This window comes from Pseudomonas triticifolii (genome assembly GCF_014358015.1).
GTDB lineage: Bacteria > Pseudomonadota > Gammaproteobacteria > Pseudomonadales > Pseudomonadaceae > Aquipseudomonas > Aquipseudomonas triticifolii.
In genome coordinates this window covers 24,350-42,596 of record NZ_JACONV010000020.1, presented here as the reverse complement: position 1 = coordinate 42,596, position 18,247 = coordinate 24,350, and the positions used below count along the sequence as shown (strand labels likewise).

The window sequence follows — 18,247 nt, the reverse complement described above, 5'->3', positions numbered from 1 at the left end:
GTATCGCGCAGTAAATACCTGATTGCGGGAGGCGGCTCGCCAGCGATGGCGTCCGTTCAGTTGATGGAAATGTCGCCTGGGAAAGCGAATCGCCGGCAAGCCGCCTCCCACAAAAGCTGCTTTTTTTCAGTGAGTTACATTCTGCTTGATGGTAGGCAGCGCAGTGTCAGGGGGCGATGACTATCAATCGTTCAGAAACGCCAGCAGGTCCTCATTGAGTTGCTGCCCGTGCGTCACGGCAAAGCCATGGGGTGCGCCGGTGTAGACCTTCAGTTCGGCGCCTTTGATCAGCCCGGCAGCCAGCTTGCCGGTCGCTTCGAAGGGTACGATCTGATCCGCATCGCCGTGGATGACCAGCGTCGCCACATCAATCTTCTCCATGTCCGGACGGAAGTCGGTTTCGGAAAACGCCGTCACGCAGTCCAGGGTGCCCTTGAGCGAAGCCAGCAGCGCGATGTTCAGCGTCTGGGTCAGTACGCCCTCGGAAACCGTCTGACCCTTATTGATGCCATAGAAGGGCGTCGCGAAGTCGGCGATGAATTGCGCACGGTCTTTCAGAAGACCCGCCTTGATGCCGTCGAATACGGACTTGTCCACACCCTGGGGGTTGTCATCGGTCTTCATGAAAAACGGTGTTACCGCGCCCAACAGCACCAGCTTTGCAACACGCTCTGTGCCGTGGCGACCGATGTAGCGGGTCACGTCGCCGCCGCCCATGGAGAATCCCACCAGCGTGACGTCGCGCAGGTCCAGGTGTTCGATCAACGCAGCGATGTCATCGGCGAAAGTGTCGTAATCGTAGCCAGTCCAGGGTTGGTCGGAACGGCCGAAACCGCGACGGTCGAAGGCGATGGTGCGATAGCCGCGGCTGCTCAGGTACTCCATCTGGTATTCCCACATGTCGGCGTCCAGCGGCCAGCCATGGCTGAAGAGAACCGGCTTGCCTGATCCCCAGTCCTTGAAATAGATCTCGGTACCATCGTTCGTCGTAAAAGTGCTCATGCAGTTTCCTCTCGAGTCGAGTTGATCGGACAGGCGCAGCCTTGCTGGCGCACTGCAGCAGTATTGACCCAAGCCGTGCGCAGTAATTGCGCGGATGTGCCCAACTGACGGCTGTCGAACTCGGCACACCGAGACAATTTCCGGCCACCGACTCGCCGCATAATCGTGCCAAAGCCCAGCCTGCCCGAGAGATCCTAGACCATGCTGCCGAACGCATCGCACCTTCAGTCCGACGCATCGCCGAAATACGCCCAGGCCCTGCTGGCCTGGGGGCTGCTGTTCATGCGCGTCAGTGTGTCAGTGCTGTTACTGCATGTTCACGGGCTGCCAAAGTTGCTGCACTGGAGCGTGGAAGTGCAGCGCATCGAAGATCCCTTCAATCTGGGCGGCACGCTGACACTGGGGCTGGCAGTGTTCGCCGAAGTCATCTGCCCGGTGCTGCTGATACTCGGCGTCTGGGCGCGGCTGGCGTGCCTGCCGATCCTCGCCGTGCTGGCAGTCGCGGTACTCTTTGTGCATCCGCAATGGTCAGTAGAGCAGGGGCAGTTCGCCTGGCTGCTGATCATCCTGTTTGCCGGGCTGGCACTCACCGGTCCTGGCCCGTTCGTGCTGGGCCGTTCATTGCGGCACCATTAAGAGGCATAAGGCCATCTGAAACATTGGCTCATCTATTTACCCGGTCGAAACCGAACTTGCCACGCAAACGGGAATCAGTTCCTTGGGGCTAAAGCCTCTGCCTGTTCATCGAAGGGAGAAACTGCGTGGCGTCTCAGCTGAAATCTATGGTCCTTGCGGGTCTGCTGTTATTCGCAGGCAGTTTTCATGTTCACGCCGCGGACGTGCCTGCGTTGCCCATGAGCGCCGCAGTGCCTGCCGACGACAAGGCTGTCGAAAAGCCTGACAACAAAGCGGCCGACAAACCTGATGCCAAGTCAACCGACAAGGCCGACGCCAAGTCAGATGCCAAACCGGCAGACGAGGCGGATCCGGCAGCCGCTGACCCCGCCGCCGAACTTCTGGTTCAGGGGGGGCTGCTCGGGGCGATCAGCACCAGCATTGATGACGTGCAGGAAAAGCTGAATCTTGATGAGAACCTGCTGGATGCCTGGCGTCTACGTGCTGATCGTGCCGCCGATGAACTTGAAAAACTGGTCAACAAACGCACGACCCGTTCGCCATGGAGCGTGGCCGGCGACTTCCTGATTCTGTCCTTCGTGTGGATTGGTGCCTTCGCGGTCCTGACCACACTTGGCCGTTTTATCGCGGTTCGACTGTGTCGAACGCCATTCATGAGCGTTCGTCAGCGCAGCCAGGCGCTGCTCAAATATGTTCTGCCCTTCACATTGCCGGCCATCATCTGTCTACCTTTAACGCTGTATGTCAGTCACTTCATGCCGTCCTCGGTGGGACGAGCGCTGGCGTTGTGTTTTGCCTATGCCACCAGCAGCGGCATCGTCTCGACATCGGTGTTGCTGTGCGTGATCGTGATGTTCAATTCCGGGCACAAGCGCGCCGCCGTGCGTATGATTCGCCGCTATGCGCCGCGGCCGCTGTTCGTGGTCGGCTTCCTGGCCGCACTGAGTGACGCCCTGACCAGCCCGCAGATTGCCCGCCAGTTGGGCAGCAACGTGACCACCAGCGTGGCTGTGTTTACCGGGCTATTCGCCTCCGTGGTGTTCTGCATGCTGATCGTCAAGGTACGCCGCCCGGTGGCGCACCTGATCCGCAATCGGTCATTGAGCAGCCGGTTGCAGCGTCCCGCTTTGCAACAGTCGCTGAAGATTTTTTCCAACCTGTGGTATCTGCCGATTCTGCTGATGATTCTGGTGTCGGCGATCAATCTGATCGGCGCGGGAGAGGACAGTCAGGAAGCGCTGCGTTGCGCGCTGTTCACCACCATTCTGCTGATTGCCACGGTCTTTCTGAGCACCGTATTCCAGCACCTGTTCAAACCGGCAGAAGCCCTTGGACGTGGCGGGCATATCTACAAGGCGCGACTGTTGAGCCTGCTGTATGCCGTGTTGCGCATCGCGTTGGCGATCACGTTCATCGAGGTGTTGGGCCGGATCTGGGGTTTCTCGATGTTCGAATTCGCCCAGCGCAACACGCTGGGCCGGGTCATCAGCGAATCGCTGAGTAGCATCGGCCTGATTTTCCTGGTGACCTGGCTGTTGTGGGTCGTACTGGACACGGCGATTCAAGAGGCCCTCAAGCCGCCGATCAATCATCGCAGCGGGCGTCATCCCAGCACGCGCGTCAAGACTATCCTGCCGTTGGTGCGTAACGCCGTGAAGATCGTGCTGGTGGTGATCTGTGCGATCACCACCATGGCCAACCTGGGCATCAACGTCGCACCCTTGCTGGCCGGTGCCGGGGTGGTCGGGCTGGCCATCGGCTTTGGTTCGCAGCAGTTGGTTCAGGACGTGATTACCGGTTTGTTCATCATCGTGGAAGACACCTTTTCCATCGGCGACTGGGTGGTACTCAGCACCGGGCACTCCGGCACGGTCGAGAGCCTGACGATTCGTACCGTGCGTCTGCGCGACGGCAAGGGGTTCGTGCACTCGGTGCCGTTCGGGCAGATCAAGGCAGTCACCAACCAGTCCCGCCAGTTCGCCTATGCGTTCTTCTCGGTCCAGTTCACGTATGACTCGGACATCGATGATGCACTGTCGCTGATTCGCGAAGTCGGCCAGTCGATCACCGAAGACGTTCTGCTCAAGAACAACCTGCAAGGGCCGCTGGAAGTGTTTGGCGTGGACCGCATGGACCTCAACGGCGTGGTGCTCACCGCGCAGTTCCGCACGTCCTCCGGCGGGCAATACGCGGTAGGGCGCGCCTTCAACGAGCGGCTCAAGCGCCTTGTGGATAAACACCCGAGCGTGCGCTTCGCCCAGACTTATCCACAAGTGGTCATGGGGCCTGGCATCAGTGCGCCGCAGGCCGATGTGACGCCTGAAGGGCCGCCTGCGCCATCGTCTACTGCGCCGCTTGGCCTGCCCAAAGGCAACGGCGCGCCCGGTCCGGCTGCTACATAAAGCGTCATTAACCCGCCAGGCTGCGCAACTGTTGGGGGTTGGCAGCCAACGTGTTATGTTTGCAGGCGTTTTTCACTTGTTCATTTGATGATTTACCGAGCCTGCTGACTCTATGCGAATGCGCCTTATGCTGTTGGGCGGCGGGAATGCCCTCGGGCAGGCGTTGATTCGTCTGGGTGCCGAAGAAGACATTGGCTTCCTCGCGCCACGTCCACCGCAAGACGGTTGGGACGCGGCGAGCCTGACGCAACTGCTCGATGACACCCGTCCCGATGCCTTGATCAACCTTGCTTACTACTTCGACTGGTTTCAGGCGGAGACAGTAAGCGAAGCGCGTCTGACCCGCCAGGAACGCTCTGTCGAGCGTCTGGCCGAACTGTGTCAGCACCACAACATCACGCTGCTCCAGCCTTCCAGCTATCGAGTCTTCGATGGCTCGCGTGCCACTGCCTACAGCGAAAAGGACGAGCCGGTGCCGCTCGGCCTGCGCGGTCAGGCGTTGTGGCGCATTGAACAGAGCGTGCGTGCGACCTGTCCGCAACACGTGCTGGTGCGTTTCGGCTGGCTGCTCGATGACAGCGCCGATGGCGTGCTGGGCCGTTTTCTGTCGAATGCCGAAAAGCCCCAGGAACTGCTGCTGGCCGATGATCGGCGCGGCAATCCGACGCCGGTCGATGACGCGGCGCGGGTGCTTATTTCAGTGCTCAAGCAGCTCGACTGCGAAGCGCCGCTGTGGGGCACCTACCACTACGCCGGTCACGAAGCCACGACGCCGCTGGCGCTAGGGCAGGCTGTGCTGACCGAGGCACGCTTGCTGCATCCGCTGGCCGTCGAGTCGCCGACCGCTCAGGCACACGCTGCACGTCCCGATGCCGGCGAAGAGCCGCAGCATGCCGTGCTGGCCTGCAAGAAAATTCTTCATACGTTCGGCATCAAGCCCCGCGCCTGGCGCGCAGGTCTGCCGAGCCTGCTGGACCGGTATTACCGACATGTCTGATGCTCCTGTTCTGATCACTGGCGGTGCGGGCTTCATTGGCTCGCATCTGACTGACGCCTTGCTGGCTCGAGGGCATGCCGTTCGCATCCTCGATGATCTGTCGGCGGGCAAGCGCAGCAACCTGCCGCTGGATAACCCGAGTGTCGAACTGATCGTCGGTGATGTCGCCGATGCCGCACTGGTCAAGCGTGCGGCGCAAGGCTGTCAGGCAGTCGTGCATCTGGCTGCGGTCGCCTCGGTACAGGCTTCGGTGGACGATCCGGTGCGTACCCATCAAAGCAACTTCATAGGTACTCTTAACGTTTGCGAAGCCATGCGCGAAGCGGGCGTGAAGCGTGTGATATTCGCCTCCAGCGCAGCCGTTTACGGCAACAACGGCGAAGGCGAAGCCATTACCGAGGACACGCCGAAAGCGCCCTTGACACCCTATGCGTCGGACAAACTGGCCAGCGAGTTCTACCTGGACTTCTACCGTCGTCAGCACGGCCTGGAGCCGGTGATCTTTCGCTTCTTCAACATTTTCGGCCCACGGCAGGATCCGTCTTCGCCGTATTCGGGCGTGATCAGCATCTTCGCCCAGCGCATCGAAAACGGTTTGCCGATTGTGGTGTTTGGCGACGGTGAACAGACTCGGGATTTCTTCTACATCGGCGATCTGATCAAGCTGCTATTGCAAGGGCTGGAACTGGACAGCGCCATTGAAGGTGCCGTCAACGTCGGTCTGAACCAGACCACCTCGCTCAATGAGCTGCTGGCGGCGCTGGCGCAGGTGACCGGCAAGCAGCCTCACGTCAGCTACCAGGCTCCCCGCTCGGGTGATATCAAGCACTCGCGGGCCAGCAATCAGCGATTGCTTGAGCACTTCAAAATCGATACGCCCACACCGTTGAACACTGGCCTGGCGTTGTTGATGGCGCGCTGATCCAGAATCAATCGCGCCTCCCGGTTAGCACCGATCGCCGTACACAAGTCTTGCCTGGCAGATACAAAGCCAGTGCGAGACACGCGGTTGTGGGAGGGGGCTTGCCCGCGATGAACGATTAGGTGGTTCTCCTGATATACCGCGTCGACTGCATCGCCGGCAAGCCGCCTCCCACAGTCCAGTGTTTGATGCGCGACAGCGCTATGCCGAAGACGGGGTGGAGCCTCTCACAGGAAAATAGCTTTTCTTCAGTGTGTGACGGGTTATTCGATAAGAGCGAGCGTGCTCTTGAAGGCCATACCGTAGGCTCAAGCACAAACATGCCCAGGTTTTATCTTCAGCGTTTGTAGCCCAATTCTTTGTTTTTTGTAGTCGGGATTTCCGATCTTTTCAACCCGCCTAACGACTCCTACTATCCGTCGCCCTTTTACAGCGGACGTACGGCATGCAGGACGAAAACGGTGTTGATAAGCGCCCCAAAATTGTAGTGCGCGAAGTGCCTGGCGAGTTCGTCGTCGATGATTTCATGGACCGATATTCGGAATATCTGGATGCTGCAAGGAGTGCTCGAAACGACGCAGGCTCATTCCCGCTCGGATTCGTGAGTATTTGCGGTTTTGCCCTGTTTGGGGCAGGATTCTTGACGATCCTGTTAGGTCCCGAGACCGTTCATTACAGAAAGGCGACCGGGCTAGCCTTTTTGCAATACCTGCAAATGTATCCAGGTCCGATTGCGACGCTTGGCTTGCTCATAGCGCGTGTCGGCAGCTCTATAGACGCTAGGGACAACACTGTTTTGCCGACGCCGGACCAGTTTCTCTGGGCCCATTACGAATTGGAGTTTCCAAGAGGAAGTAACGGCCCACGGTTATTCTCGACCGTTCACATAGACGGTGGCACGTTCAAGGCACTTGAACGCCCATAAAAGCAAAGGCACCCATCCGGGCGCCTTTATGTTTTAGACGCTCAACGTTCAGCAGGTCAGAACTTGTAACCCACGCCGACCATGTAGACCCACGGATCGATGTCCACATCCACTTTGGTCTGGCCTACCGCTAGCGCCGATGGGCCGTCTACGGTGGCTTTGGTGTCGATGTCGACGTACCAGACCGAGGCATTGACCAGCACGTTGTCGGTGATCATGTAGTCCATGCCCAACTGTGCGGCCAGACCGACCGAGTTCTTGAGCTTGAGGTTGCTGAAGCCCTGGTTCTTGCGATCACCTGTCAGGTCTTCGTCGAAGAACATGGTGTAGTTGATGCCCACGCCGGCATAAGGCTGGAATCTGGACGACGGCTCCATCGGGTAGTACTGCAACGACAGGGTCGGCGGCAGGTGTTTGATATCTGCCAGCTTGCCGTCAAGGCCCGGGCCCAGGCCCTTCACGGCAACGGTGTGGCTGAACGGGGTGGCCGCCAGCAACTCGATACCGACGTGCGAGGTCAGCATGTAGGCGAAGGTCAGCCCCAGTTGGGTATTGCCGTCGACCGTGGCTTTGGTGCCTGACACTCTGGAGCCGTCGAGTCTGATCTCGCCACTGTTCTCGTCAGGTTGAACATGGGCGGCACCTGCGCGAACGATGATGTCGCCAGGCTCGTAAGCGTGGGCTGCAACGGGGGCTGCGACGGCGAGCGCGACGAGAGACGCGCGAAGCAAAAGCTTGTTCATTGGGGCTCCAGGAAATCAGTCAAAATTTATGGGCGGAATGTTAAAGCGCTGTCGAGCGGCGACTTTGACTCAGCTCAATGAAATCGCTGGGAACCCCATTCTCTTCACGTATCCGGCAACTCGTAGACAAGAATCTTGTCTGCCTGCATCTGATAACCCGCTTCTGCCAGCTCGCTCGTAGACGATTTGGCCTGCATCGGTCCTTCGATCCAGTACGGCTGATACAGCTCATCGACCTTCACGCCCAGCTCACTCGTGACATGCACGATCTGGTTCGCTGGCGGCGGCGGCACATGGATGCAGGCGCCGAAATACGGCACCAGCAAAAACTCCGTCACTCTGCCTTCCTCACTGACCTCCAGTGGCACGATATAGCCCGGCAAACGCACCTGCTTGCCATCCAGTGCCTTGACCACCGGCGCGTGTGGCGCCAGCTGGCCGGCCGCGGGTGCTTGCTCCATGGCCAGTGCATCGGACATTTTCGACAGGTCGTGCATCGGTGTGGTCACCGGCTTCACGACAGGTGCATCAGGCGGAATCATCTCGGCCCAGGTCAGTACACGCGGCTCGGCGGCCCACAACGAGGTGGAAACCGAGAGCAGCAGAGTGAGTAGCATGCGCCGCATCATGAAGGTCCTCATAAACGAATCGACAGACCATCTGCCAGTGACTGCCTGTAGGCTCGCCAGGCTGGCACGGTTCCCATCAACAGCGCGCAAGCGAGGATGCCAGCCAGCAATGTCCATTCATATTGGCCAGGTGGCATAGGCGAGAGGTACAAACCGTAATTATTTATTACGTAATCCTGAGACACAAAGATACCGATATAGAGCAGTGCAAGGCCACTGACCACACCTGCCAGCGCCAGCGCGAAGGCCTCCAGAATCAACAGGCTCGCGATGTGCCACGGCCTGGCGCCCACCGAACGCAGGATGGCCATCTCGCGACGGCGCTCGTTGAGGCTGGTCAGAATCGCCGTCAACATACCGATCAGACCGGTCAGCACCACAAACAGTGAAATCACGAACAGGGCTTTTTCAGCCGTACCCATCAGACTCCACAGCTCTTGCAAGGCCACGCCGGGAAGAATCGCCAGCATCGGCTCGCCACGGTATTCGTTGATCTCGCGCTGCAGGCTGAACGTCGAGATCTTGCTGTTCAGGCCGAGCATGAACGCCGTGATCGCGGTCGGCGTCAGGTCCATGTTGCGGGCCTGATCGGCGGAGATTCGTTCGTTGCCGCGTGCGGGCGCGCCGTTGTGCCAGTCGATGTGAATGGCTTCCATACCGCCCAGGCTGATGTGCAGCGTGCGGTCCACGGGTGTGCCCGTGGGCTTGATGATGCCGACCACGGTGAATGGCTTGTCGTCATGCTTGACCAGGCTGATCGCCGCTACGCCATGAGCCAGCACCAGCTTGTCACCGAGCTTGTAATGCAGCGCCTTGGCGACCTCCGAGCCCAGCACCACCTCGAAGGGGTCGGTCTTGAATTCACGTCCTTCGGCCAGCTCCAGATGCTGCTGACGACCAAACTGATAATGCTCGAAATACGAAGCGTTGGTGCCCATTACCCGGTAGCCACGGTGCGAGTCGCCCAGTGAGATCGGAATGGCCCACTTCACCTGTTTGCTTTGGGCGAAGTGCTCGAAGCTGTCCCAGCGGATGTTATTGGTGGCGTTGCCGATGCGAAACACCGAGTACAGCAGCAGGTTGATCGAGCCGGAGCGTGCGCCGACGATCAGGTCCGTGCCGCTGATGGTGCTGGCGAAACTGGCGCGCGCCTCGGTGCGTACTCGCTCCACGGCCAGCAGCAGACAGACCGACAAGGCGATGGCGAAGGCGGTGAGAAATGCGGTGAAGCGGCGGTTGGCCAGGCTGGCCATGGCCAGACGAAACAAATACATCTCAAATCTCCACGGCGACAGCGGCGCGATTAAGGTCGCCGAGTGACAGGTTGCGATCGAACAGCGGGGCCAGGCTTTGATCATGACTGACGAACAACAGGCTGGCACCGGCTTCGCGGCATTCGGCAAACAGCAGGCGAATGAACGCCTCACGTGAGTCGGCGTCCAGTGCCGAGGTCGGCTCGTCGGCGATCACCAGTTCCGGTTGGCCGATCAACGCACGTGCCGCCGCCACACGTTGCTGTTGGCCGATGGACAGCGAGTCTGCGCGGCGGGTCAGCATGGCGGGGTCTTTCAGGCCCAGATGAGTGAGCAGGGTGACGGTCGCTTTTTCAACGCTGCCGTGACGCTGTTTCGCACGTGCTGCACGGACGTTGGAAAAGTGGCAGGGCAGTTCGATGTTCTCGCGTACCGAGAGAAACGGCAGCAAGTTGAACTGCTGGAAGATGTAGCCGGTGTGATCGACGCGGAAGCGATCACGCGCCGCCGCCGACAGGCTCGATAACTCCTGGCCCAGCAGGCGAATGCTGCCGCTGGTGGGTTTCTGTACGCCGCCCAGCAGCCCCAGCAGGGTGGTCTTGCCGCTGCCACTCGGGCCTTTAAGAAACAGGGTTTCGCCGGTGTCCAGGCGAAATGCCGGGATATCCAGAAGCTGCGGCTGACCCGGCCAGTTGAAGCTCAGGTCGGACAGCTCGATCAGTGCTTGGGGCATGGTCTGGCTCACGCTTGGTTGAAAAGTAAAAGACCGGGCCAGGCCCGGTCATTGTCCCGCGAGGGAACATCAGAACTTCAGCGTAGGGTTCGCTGCAATCACTTCTGCGCCAGACTGGCCACTGGGCGAAATCAGTTGTACCTGAAGCTTTTTGGTGTCGGGGAACGTTTTGAAAATCTGCGACAGATCGAGCTTCTTCAGGATGGCCGGCGCGTCGCACACGAACTTGTAACTGCCGTGAATTTCGCTGTGCTCGTGATGATCCGCGTCGCCGTCTTTGGCGTGCGCTTCGTGATCGTCATCCTTGTCGCCAAACAGCGGGCTTTCCAGCTTCACCGAAGTGGCCGAGCAATTGGCGGCATCGGCAATGCTGAACAGTGCATTGGGCTTTAGCAACAACTCACGCGCCTTGGCCACCTTGGCCTTGTCTTCAGCGGACTTCGCCTCATGCTCAAAACCCACGATGTTCATGGCCGGGCTGTCGAACTCCAGTTCCAGCGTCTTGCCTTCCAGTACCACGTCCAGACGCCCGACACCGTGTTCATGCGCGCCGAGGCTGCCATGTTCCGCGCCATGATCATGGTCATGGTCGTGTTCTTCGGCGGCATAGGCGACAGCCAGTGGCAGCAGGGCGAAGGGCAGGGCGAGTAGCAGACGGCGCATAACGAACTCCGGAGTGACATTCTGAGAAAAGCGTTATGTAATCTTATAACAAGTTGTTGGCAGAGTAAGGTTTTTTTCCTTAATACACGTGCTGGCTGTCAGGGAATAGGAATAGTCCGACGCATGATTATGCCGAACCGTTCTCATGGACCGGGTCTTTAGGTCCTACCCTCAGTGAGGTAGCCGCTGAATTGACGCCGGATGCGTCGTCAGTGCCTGTCATACCCTCAAGGATCGGCATCGCCTCAAGGAAGACACCTCATGAGAAAGCTCCATCCCAACGTCGAAACCCTGCGTGCGGTCTACAAGGATCTGGCGCGCATCGCCGAGTTCGCTGACAACGATATCGTGCTTCACAAGGCCGATCGGGGTGCCCGAGGCGGGTTGTCCATGATCATTGGCAGGCGCTCGGTGCACAACCATGAGCTGGACCTGATCGAGCACACGCGGCAAACCCTTTCCATGGAGGTCCATGAGATTGTGGCTGACGATTATTTCGGCGCGGTCATCGGCTGCATGCGCGCCACCTGCGATCGCCAGAAAATCGCCATGCCATTCTGCGGACTGTGGCGATTTCGCGATGGCAAGATTGTCGAGCACTGGGAAAATTTCTACGACATCAGGGCCTTCGCCAGCTTCATGACGGGCGATGAATCGCTGACGAGCCGCTGGCTGAGTGACTGAGCGTGGGAATGCGCGCTCGCCTGTGGGAGCATGTGCGTCTGAATATCATCAGGTGCATGTCATGTTGCGTATTCGTGGAACCGTGGGCCAGTGGCCGGTGGATTTGACGCTGGAGCTGGACGAAGGCGATTGGGCTCAATTGGGCGCGCAGTTGAAGGCGTCGGTGCCAGAAGCGGCTGCGGCGATTGTCGAGAGCAGGCCAGCCAATCAGGACGACAAGGCCTGGCAAGTGGCGCAGGAACTGTTGCAAAAGGCCGGGCAGATGAGCGGGCCGGATTTGCTGGCGCAACTGGAGGGCGTGGCGGGCAGCACGGCAGCAGGTAAACGCTTGCTGGTGCGCTTGCGTCATTGCGCGAACGTGAAGGTCGAGAGCGGGACAGATGCGCCGCTGTATAGCTGGGTTGCAGTGCCGTGATGTGGACGTGATGTCGTGCTGACCGGGTCTGGCCTCTTCAGGACGCCAGACCCGGCAGACCGGCTTAGTACAGCGCGGCGAACAACTTGCGACGGTACATCGTCACCAGCGGATGGTCGTTGCCCAGCAGGTCGAATACCTGCAGCAATGTCTTGTGCGGCAGGCCTTCGGCGTAGTTGCGATTGCGGATAAACAGCTTGAGCAGGCCGTCCAGCGCGGCTTCGTACTGCTGACGGGACAACTGCTGGATCGCCAGTTGATGGGACGCTTCGTCATCCTGCGGATTTTGCGCCAGACGGCTTTTCAGCTCGGCGGCATCCGGCAGGGTGGCGGCTTCGGCGAGAAAGGTCAGTTGCGCCTTCGCGCCCGCCAGCTCGGCCTTGTGGGCATCGCTCTTGACGGCATCCAGCACCTGACGCGCTTCGCTCAGCTCACCACGTTCTGCCAGGCAGCGCGCGTACAGAATCAGCGCCGCAGCGTTGGTGTTGTCCTCACCCAGTACTACCTTGAGCAGGGCTTCAGCGTCGGCAAAGCGGCTTTCGGCGAACAGCTCTTGCGCCTGCTTGAGCGGGTCGGCAGCAGGCGGTGGTGGCATGACCACGTGTTGTTCGAGAATCTTGCGGATTTCCGATTCCGGCTGTGCTCCGGCAAAACCGTCCACCGGCTGGCCATCCTTGAACAGCACCACGGTGGGCAGGCTGCGAATACCAAAGCGGGCAACGATGTCCTGCTCGATGTCGCAATTGACCTTGGCGAGCAGCAATTCGCCCTGATAGCTCTCGGTGATCTGTTGCAGCAGCGGCATCAGCACCTTGCAGGGCGCACACCACTCGGCCCAGAAATCTACCAGCACGGGTTGATCGAATGACTTGTCGATCACCAACTGATCGAACGTCGCCGTGGTTGCATCAAAGATGTAAGCAGTGTCCTGGCTCATTGCGCGTCTCGGAGAATCTGAATGCCGCCAACTATAAAGCCCGTCGGGCAATGCTGAAAGCGATGTCTCGGCGAGCGGTGTGAGTGATCACTCGATCAGGCTGGCCGAGCGCCTGTTCAAACTGCGGGCTGTGGCTTGTCGGCGACACGTGGAGCGGACCGGGTGGCGTCCCATTTGTCCGCGAGAGGTAGGTGCATCCGACAAATATTCAACAACTGAAACACCGTATTCGCGGACAAGTCCGCTCCCACCAGGTCCGGTGTTTGCTGCGCGACAGCGCGGCGTCGAAAACGGCGCTGGAGCTCCTGTCGAACACGACGCAACTTAGTGACTACACGCGCTTTCGTGGGAGCGAGCTTGCTCGCGAAAGGGCCAGTACATGTCGTTTCATCGATTGAAGTGTCCGGGGTCATTCGACCGGCTCATTTCTAACTCGGATGGCGGGTGTTCAGCGAACGCTCACGTGGCCGCGAAATGCCGATTACGCGCGTACGGCGTGATACAGGCTCACATCCCGAAACTCGTGCGGCTCGGCCAGATCGGGCAGGGTCAGCGCGTGCAGCATTCCAAGGCGTTGGTAAGCCGGATGCTGAAAATCCCGAACCCTTGAGTCGGCCACCAGCGCCTCGCGACCCCGGCTCAGGAAGTGATCAAGCAGTGGCAGGTTGGCGCGGTCATAGAGCACGTCAGCGACCAGAATCAGGTCGAAGCGATCGGCCTCGGCGAAGAAGTCCGTCGAGTAACTCAATTGCACACCGTTAAGGTCGGCGTTGGCCTTGCACGCAGCGAGGGCCAAGGGGTCAAGGTCACAGGCGACCACTTCAAGCGCTCCCGCCCGAGCGGCAGCAATCCCCGCGACGCCAGAGCCTGCACCGAAATCCAGCACCCGTTTGTCTTTCACCCAGTGCGGCTGTTCAGCCAGAAACCGCGCCAGTGCCAGGCCACTTGCCCAGCAAAAACCCCAGTAAGGCGGCTCCTCCAGAATGCGGCGTGTTTCCTCGGAGCTGAAGGCGCGGTCCATGTTGTCGGCACCGATCAGCCACAGCGTCAGCGATGTTTGCGGCAGCGCTGTGGCGACCAGTCGGGCATCGCCGAGCAGCTCGCTCAGCGCCTGCTGAAGGTGTTGCGGGACGATCATGGCGCCGTGACGAACTGCAGCTGTCCCAACGCCTGCGTGCTGGCCTGCTGGATGCGCATCGACGGCAGATGCAGGATCAACTGGCCTGACTTGCTGGCGCGGCCGCGCAGCTCGACGCGTCCATCCACCGGAAAGGCTTCCGGGTTGAAGCGCAGTTGGAAGGGCAGCGACTGCCCGTTGCCTTGCAGCTTGGTGCTGGTCAGCAGTTTTTGCGGCCGGTTGCGTTCATCCACCACCAGCATCGCCAGTTCGACCTCGGCACCCGCCGGTACGCCCAGCAGTTGACCGCTGAGTTCACGTTGATAAGGCAACAGCGGACCGGGGCCGGCAGGAACCTTGATCGCCGGGGCGACGGGTTTGGCCGGGACCGGTTCAGGGGCGTCGTTGCTGCTGCAAGCGGCCAGTAAACCGAAAAGACCGAGTAAGAAAAGAGGGCGTAGCGTCATCAAGAGCTCCACAAGACAAAAATCAAAGGCGGTACCACGCCCTGTATCGATGCAGTATTACCGAGCTCGGGCAATTTCACATCACGTTGCTGCGCGTCTATATACCGTAAACCCCAAGCCTTGTCTTGCCAGCGGGATGCGCTACCATGGCGCTCCTCATTTTTTTGTTGCCTGCCACCATGCACTGTCCCTTCTGCGGTGCCAATGACACCAAAGTCATCGATTCCCGCCTGGTTGCCGAAGGCGAGCAAGTACGTCGTCGCCGCGAATGCCTGGCTTGCGGCGAGCGCTTCACCACGTTCGAAACCGCCGAGCTGGTTCTGCCGCGCTTGATCAAGACTGACGGCAGCCGTCAGCCCTTCGATGAAGAGAAGCTGCGCGCCGGCATGCAGCGCGCCCTTGAAAAACGCCCGGTGAGTGTCGAACGTCTGGAAGCTGCGCTGGCGCATATCAAGCACAGGCTGCGGGCCACGGGCGAGCGTGAAGTCAAATCCCTCGTTGTCGGCGAACTGGTCATGACCGAACTGCAAAAGCTCGACGAAGTGGCTTACATCCGGTTTGCCTCGGTGTACCGGCGCTTTCAGGACCTCAACGAATTCCGCGAAGAAATTGACCGTCTGGCCCGTGAGCCAGGCAAGGAATGAGTGCATTGCTGACTGAACAGGCTGCTCTGGACGTTCATTACATGGCGCGGGCGCTGGAGCTGGCGCGCAAAGGGCTGTATTCCACGCACCCCAACCCTCGTGTCGGTTGCGTGATCGTGCGGGAAGGGCAGATCGTCGGCGAAGGCTGGCACGCCCGAGCGGGTGAGCCCCACGCCGAAGTCCATGCCTTGCGTCAGGCGGGCGAGCAGGCCAGGGGCGCGACCGCTTACGTCACCCTTGAGCCTTGCAGCCACCATGGTCGAACGCCGCCCTGCGCGGATGCGCTGGTCAATGCCGGCGTCACGCGGGTGGTCGCGTCCATGCAGGACCCTAACCCTGAAGTCGCCGGTCGTGGTCTGCTGCGCTTGATGACGGCAGGCATTGCCGTGCAGTGCGGCGTGCTGGAGTCCGAAGCGCGAGCGCTGAACAAGGGCTTCATCAAGCGCATGGAAACCGGGCTGCCTTACGTGCGGGTCAAGCTGGCCATGAGTCTGGACGGTCGTACGGCCATGGCCAGCGGTGAAAGCCAGTGGATCACCGGGCCTGAGGCGCGCTCTGCGGTCCAGCGTCTGCGGGCGCAATCGAGTGTGGTGCTGACGGGTGCGGATACGGTACTGGCCGACAAGGCACGCCTGACCGTTCGCCCGGACGAACTGGGCCTGAACGCCGAACTGAGTGCACTGGCCGCTGCGCGCGCGCCGCTGCGCGTATTGATCGATGGACGCCTGCGCGTGCCGCTGGACGCGCCATTCTTTCAAGCGGGTAATGCGCTGGTTGCCACCTGCGCCGCTGCATCGGCCCGTGGCCGCTATCACGATGAAGGCCATGAAATTGTCGCTTTGGCTGACAGCGCCGGACACGTGGACCTGCGCAAGTTGCTCACCGAACTGGGCGCTCGCGGCGTCAACGAGGTGCTGGTCGAAGCCGGTCCGCGTCTGGCGGGTGCTTTCACGCGTCTGGGGCTGGTCGACGAGTTCCAGATTTTCATCGCTGGCAAATTTCTGGGTTCTTCGGCTCGACCTCTGCTCGACCTGCCGTTGGCGCAGATGAGCGAAGCGCTGGAGCTGAACATCTTAGAAATGCGTGCCGTCGGCAATGACTGGCGAGTCATTGCTCTCCCTGTTCCCGTACCCGGCGTATAATTCCCGACTTTCGCCCCGTGCGAAGCCTTAGTTTTCCGGAGGACCCATGTTTACCGGCATCATCGCATCCATCGGCAGCATCCGCGCCCTGACCCCTAAAGGCGGCGATGTCCGCGTTTATGTGGAAACCGGCAAGCTCGACCTGAGCGACGTCCATTTGGGCGACAGCATCGCGGTCAACGGCGTGTGCCTGACGGCCGTCGAACTGCCCGGCGACGGTTTCTGGGCCGACGTCAGTCGCGAAACCCTGACCGTTACCGCGTTCGTCGACCTCAAGGCTGGCAGCCGCGTGAATCTGGAAAAGGCCCTCACGCCGACTACTCGTCTGGGTGGTCATCTGGTCAGCGGTCACGTTGACGGCGTAGGCGAGATTGTTTCGCGTGAAGATAACGCCCGTGCCATTCAGTTCAGGGTCCGTGCGCCCCGTGAACTGGCCAAGTACATCGCTCACAAGGGTTCGATCACGGTCGACGGCACCAGCCTGACCGTCAACTCTATCAACGGAGCCGAATTCGAACTGACCATCGTTCCGCACACGCTGAGCGAAACCATCATGTCCGACTACCGCCCGGGCCGTAAGGTCAACCTGGAAGTCGACCTGCTGGCGCGTTATATGGAGCGTCTGCTGCTGGGCGACAAGGCCGCAGAACCCGGTCACGGCACCCTGACTGAAAGCTTTCTGGCCGAGAACGGCTACCTCAAATCCTGAATTGATTGAAGGGGGTGCCGCGTGGCGCTCAACAGTATCGAAGAACTGGTAGAAGACATTCGCCAGGGCAAGATGGTCATCCTGATGGATGACGAAGACCGCGAGAACGAAGGCGACCTGATCATGGCCGCCGAGTGCGTGAAGGCTGAGCACATCAATTTCATGGCGCGCTTCGCGCGTGGCCTGATCTGCATGCCGATGACCCGCGAGCGCTGCGAAACCCTGAAGCTGCCGCTGATGGCGCAGCGTAACGGCTCCGGCTTCGGCACCAAGTTCACCGTCTCCATCGAAGCCGCCGAGGGCGTGACCACCGGCATCTCGGCCGCAGACCGCGCGCGTACCGTGCAGGCCGCTGCAGCCAAGGATGCCAAGGCAGACGACATCGTCAGCCCAGGGCACATTTTCCCGCTGATGGCTCAGGCAGGCGGCACGCTCGCCCGCGCCGGTCATACCGAAGCAGCTTGCGACCTGGCGCGCATGGCCGGTTTCGAGCCCTCAGGCCTGATCTGCGAAGTGATGAACGACGACGGCACCATGTCGCGTCGTGCAGAACTTGAAGCGTTTGCCCTTGAGCACGACATCAAGATCGGCACCATCGCTGACCTGATTCACTATCGGATGATCCACGAACGTACCGTTCAGCGGATTGCCGAGCAGCCAATGGACAGCGAGCTGGGGCATTTCAACCTGGTGACCTACCGCGACTCGGTTGAAGGTGACGTTCACCTGGCGCTGACGCTGGGCAACATCTGCGCTGAAGAACCGACCCTCGTGCGTGTTCACAACATGGACCCGCTGCGCGACCTGCTGATGGTCAAGCAGCCAGGCCGCTGGAGCCTGAGAGCCGCCATGAGTGCGGTCTCCAAAGCAGGCAGCGGTGTGGTTCTGCTGCTGGGTCATCCGCTGGATGGCGACGTGGTGCTGGCCCATATTCGCGAAAGGGCGGGGCAACAACCGATCAAGACGCCGACCACTTACAGCACCGTCGGCGCGGGTTCGCAGATCCTTCGCGACCTGGGCGTACGCAAAATGCGCCTGATGAGTTCGCCAATGAAGTTCAATGCGATATCCGGTTTCGATCTGGAAGTTGTAGAATACGTGCCCTCCGAATAAATACCGGCAGGTCGATGCACGCAAAAGAGTGTTTTTTGCGTCCATCGGCCTGACAGTTGCGATTCGTGGCCTAAAATCCTCCAAAGTCCGCCCCAAGGCGGGCTTGCTCTTTAA

Annotated in this window: 20 protein-coding genes; 11 read left to right on the top strand and 9 right to left on the bottom strand. The window is 60.1% G+C overall.

Annotated features, from left to right (window positions below):
* Positions 1-183 precede the first annotated feature (183 nt).
* On the bottom strand, positions 184-1,002 hold the full coding sequence (locus H8S56_RS20140; RefSeq protein WP_187519601.1) for an alpha/beta fold hydrolase: 819 nt from the start codon (positions 1,000-1,002) through the stop codon (positions 184-186).
* Positions 1,003-1,284: 282 nt separating this feature from the next.
* Here H8S56_RS20140 and H8S56_RS20135 point away from each other — a divergent pair, with 282 nt between their 5' ends.
* The 5 genes from H8S56_RS20135 to H8S56_RS20115 all read left to right on the top strand — a co-directional run bounded on the left by H8S56_RS20135 (position 1,285) and on the right by H8S56_RS20115 (position 6,884).
* On the top strand, positions 1,285-1,638 hold the full coding sequence (locus H8S56_RS20135) for a DoxX family protein (protein WP_235986827.1): 354 nt from the start codon (positions 1,285-1,287) through the stop codon (positions 1,636-1,638).
* 125 nt (positions 1,639-1,763) lie between these two features.
* Positions 1,764-4,040, top strand: a complete 2,277-nt coding sequence (locus H8S56_RS20130; RefSeq protein ID WP_024694777.1) for a mechanosensitive ion channel family protein — start codon at positions 1,764-1,766, stop codon at positions 4,038-4,040.
* 112 nt (positions 4,041-4,152) lie between these two features.
* Complete coding sequence (locus H8S56_RS20125) at positions 4,153-5,037, top strand: sugar nucleotide-binding protein (RefSeq protein ID WP_032622763.1); 885 nt, start codon at positions 4,153-4,155, stop codon at positions 5,035-5,037.
* The gene (locus H8S56_RS20120) at positions 5,030-5,959 is read left to right on the top strand and encodes an NAD-dependent epimerase/dehydratase family protein (protein ID WP_187519599.1); all 930 of its coding nucleotides are present in this window, start codon (positions 5,030-5,032) and stop codon (positions 5,957-5,959) included. Before H8S56_RS20125 ends, H8S56_RS20120 begins: the two co-directional genes overlap by 8 nt.
* Before the next feature lie 445 nt (positions 5,960-6,404).
* On the top strand, positions 6,405-6,884 hold the full coding sequence (locus tag H8S56_RS20115) for a hypothetical protein (protein ID WP_024685899.1): 480 nt from the start codon (positions 6,405-6,407) through the stop codon (positions 6,882-6,884).
* 56 nt (positions 6,885-6,940) lie between these two features.
* Here the strand turns inward: H8S56_RS20115 and H8S56_RS20110 are convergent, their stop codons facing one another.
* The 5 genes from H8S56_RS20110 to H8S56_RS20090 form a co-directional block, all read right to left on the bottom strand.
* On the bottom strand, positions 6,941-7,627 hold the full coding sequence (locus H8S56_RS20110; protein WP_187519598.1) for an OmpW/AlkL family protein: 687 nt from the start codon (positions 7,625-7,627) through the stop codon (positions 6,941-6,943).
* 104 nt (positions 7,628-7,731) lie between these two features.
* Positions 7,732-8,256 carry a DUF3299 domain-containing protein gene (locus H8S56_RS20105; RefSeq protein WP_187519597.1) on the bottom strand — a complete coding sequence of 175 codons (525 nt, stop codon included), beginning with the start codon at positions 8,254-8,256 and terminating at the stop codon, positions 7,732-7,734.
* Positions 8,257-8,264: 8 nt separating this feature from the next.
* Positions 8,265-9,530, bottom strand: a complete 1,266-nt coding sequence (locus tag H8S56_RS20100) for an ABC transporter permease (RefSeq protein ID WP_024685896.1) — start codon at positions 9,528-9,530, stop codon at positions 8,265-8,267.
* Position 9,531: 1 nt separating this feature from the next.
* A complete protein-coding gene (locus H8S56_RS20095) occupies positions 9,532-10,242 on the bottom strand; it encodes an ABC transporter ATP-binding protein (RefSeq protein WP_187519596.1) in 711 nt (236 codons plus the stop codon).
* 69 nt (positions 10,243-10,311) lie between these two features.
* Positions 10,312-10,905, bottom strand: a complete 594-nt coding sequence (locus H8S56_RS20090) for a DUF2796 domain-containing protein (protein WP_024685894.1) — start codon at positions 10,903-10,905, stop codon at positions 10,312-10,314.
* Between the two features lie 261 nt (positions 10,906-11,166).
* Here H8S56_RS20090 and H8S56_RS20085 point away from each other — a divergent pair, with 261 nt between their 5' ends.
* The gene (locus tag H8S56_RS20085) at positions 11,167-11,589 is read left to right on the top strand and encodes a nuclear transport factor 2 family protein (protein ID WP_187519595.1); all 423 of its coding nucleotides are present in this window, start codon (positions 11,167-11,169) and stop codon (positions 11,587-11,589) included.
* 61 nt (positions 11,590-11,650) lie between these two features.
* Positions 11,651-12,004 (top strand): hypothetical protein, encoded by a 354-nt coding sequence (locus H8S56_RS20080; RefSeq protein WP_187519594.1) that lies wholly within the window; start codon positions 11,651-11,653, stop codon positions 12,002-12,004.
* Between the two features lie 64 nt (positions 12,005-12,068).
* Here H8S56_RS20080 and trxA read toward each other — a convergent pair whose 3' ends face one another.
* The 3 genes from trxA to H8S56_RS20065 form a co-directional block, all read right to left on the bottom strand.
* On the bottom strand, positions 12,069-12,941 hold the full coding sequence (gene trxA / locus H8S56_RS20075) for a thioredoxin (RefSeq protein WP_024685891.1): 873 nt from the start codon (positions 12,939-12,941) through the stop codon (positions 12,069-12,071).
* A gap of 481 nt (positions 12,942-13,422) precedes the next feature.
* On the bottom strand, positions 13,423-14,079 hold the full coding sequence (locus H8S56_RS20070) for a class I SAM-dependent methyltransferase (protein WP_187519593.1): 657 nt from the start codon (positions 14,077-14,079) through the stop codon (positions 13,423-13,425).
* Positions 14,076-14,525: a YbaY family lipoprotein gene (locus tag H8S56_RS20065; RefSeq protein WP_024688394.1), complete on the bottom strand. Its 450-nt coding sequence runs from the start codon at positions 14,523-14,525 to the stop codon at positions 14,076-14,078. The genes H8S56_RS20070 and H8S56_RS20065 overlap by 4 nt, the downstream gene beginning before the upstream one ends.
* A 179-nt stretch (positions 14,526-14,704) precedes the next feature.
* Between H8S56_RS20065 and nrdR the strand changes: the two genes are divergently transcribed.
* The 4 genes from nrdR to ribBA are packed head-to-tail and all read left to right on the top strand — an operon-like array spanning position 14,705 to position 18,133.
* On the top strand, positions 14,705-15,169 hold the full coding sequence (gene nrdR / locus H8S56_RS20060; protein ID WP_024688395.1) for a transcriptional regulator NrdR: 465 nt from the start codon (positions 14,705-14,707) through the stop codon (positions 15,167-15,169).
* Complete coding sequence (gene ribD / locus H8S56_RS20055) at positions 15,166-16,311, top strand: bifunctional diaminohydroxyphosphoribosylaminopyrimidine deaminase/5-amino-6-(5-phosphoribosylamino)uracil reductase RibD (RefSeq protein WP_187519592.1); 1,146 nt, start codon at positions 15,166-15,168, stop codon at positions 16,309-16,311. Before nrdR ends, ribD begins: the two co-directional genes overlap by 4 nt.
* 46 nt (positions 16,312-16,357) lie before the next feature.
* The gene (locus tag H8S56_RS20050; protein ID WP_024688397.1) at positions 16,358-17,020 is read left to right on the top strand and encodes a riboflavin synthase; all 663 of its coding nucleotides are present in this window, start codon (positions 16,358-16,360) and stop codon (positions 17,018-17,020) included.
* Positions 17,021-17,041: 21 nt separating this feature from the next.
* Complete coding sequence (ribBA, locus tag H8S56_RS20045; protein WP_187519591.1) at positions 17,042-18,133, top strand: bifunctional 3,4-dihydroxy-2-butanone-4-phosphate synthase/GTP cyclohydrolase II; 1,092 nt, start codon at positions 17,042-17,044, stop codon at positions 18,131-18,133.
* The last annotated feature ends 114 nt before the right edge of the window (positions 18,134-18,247 follow it).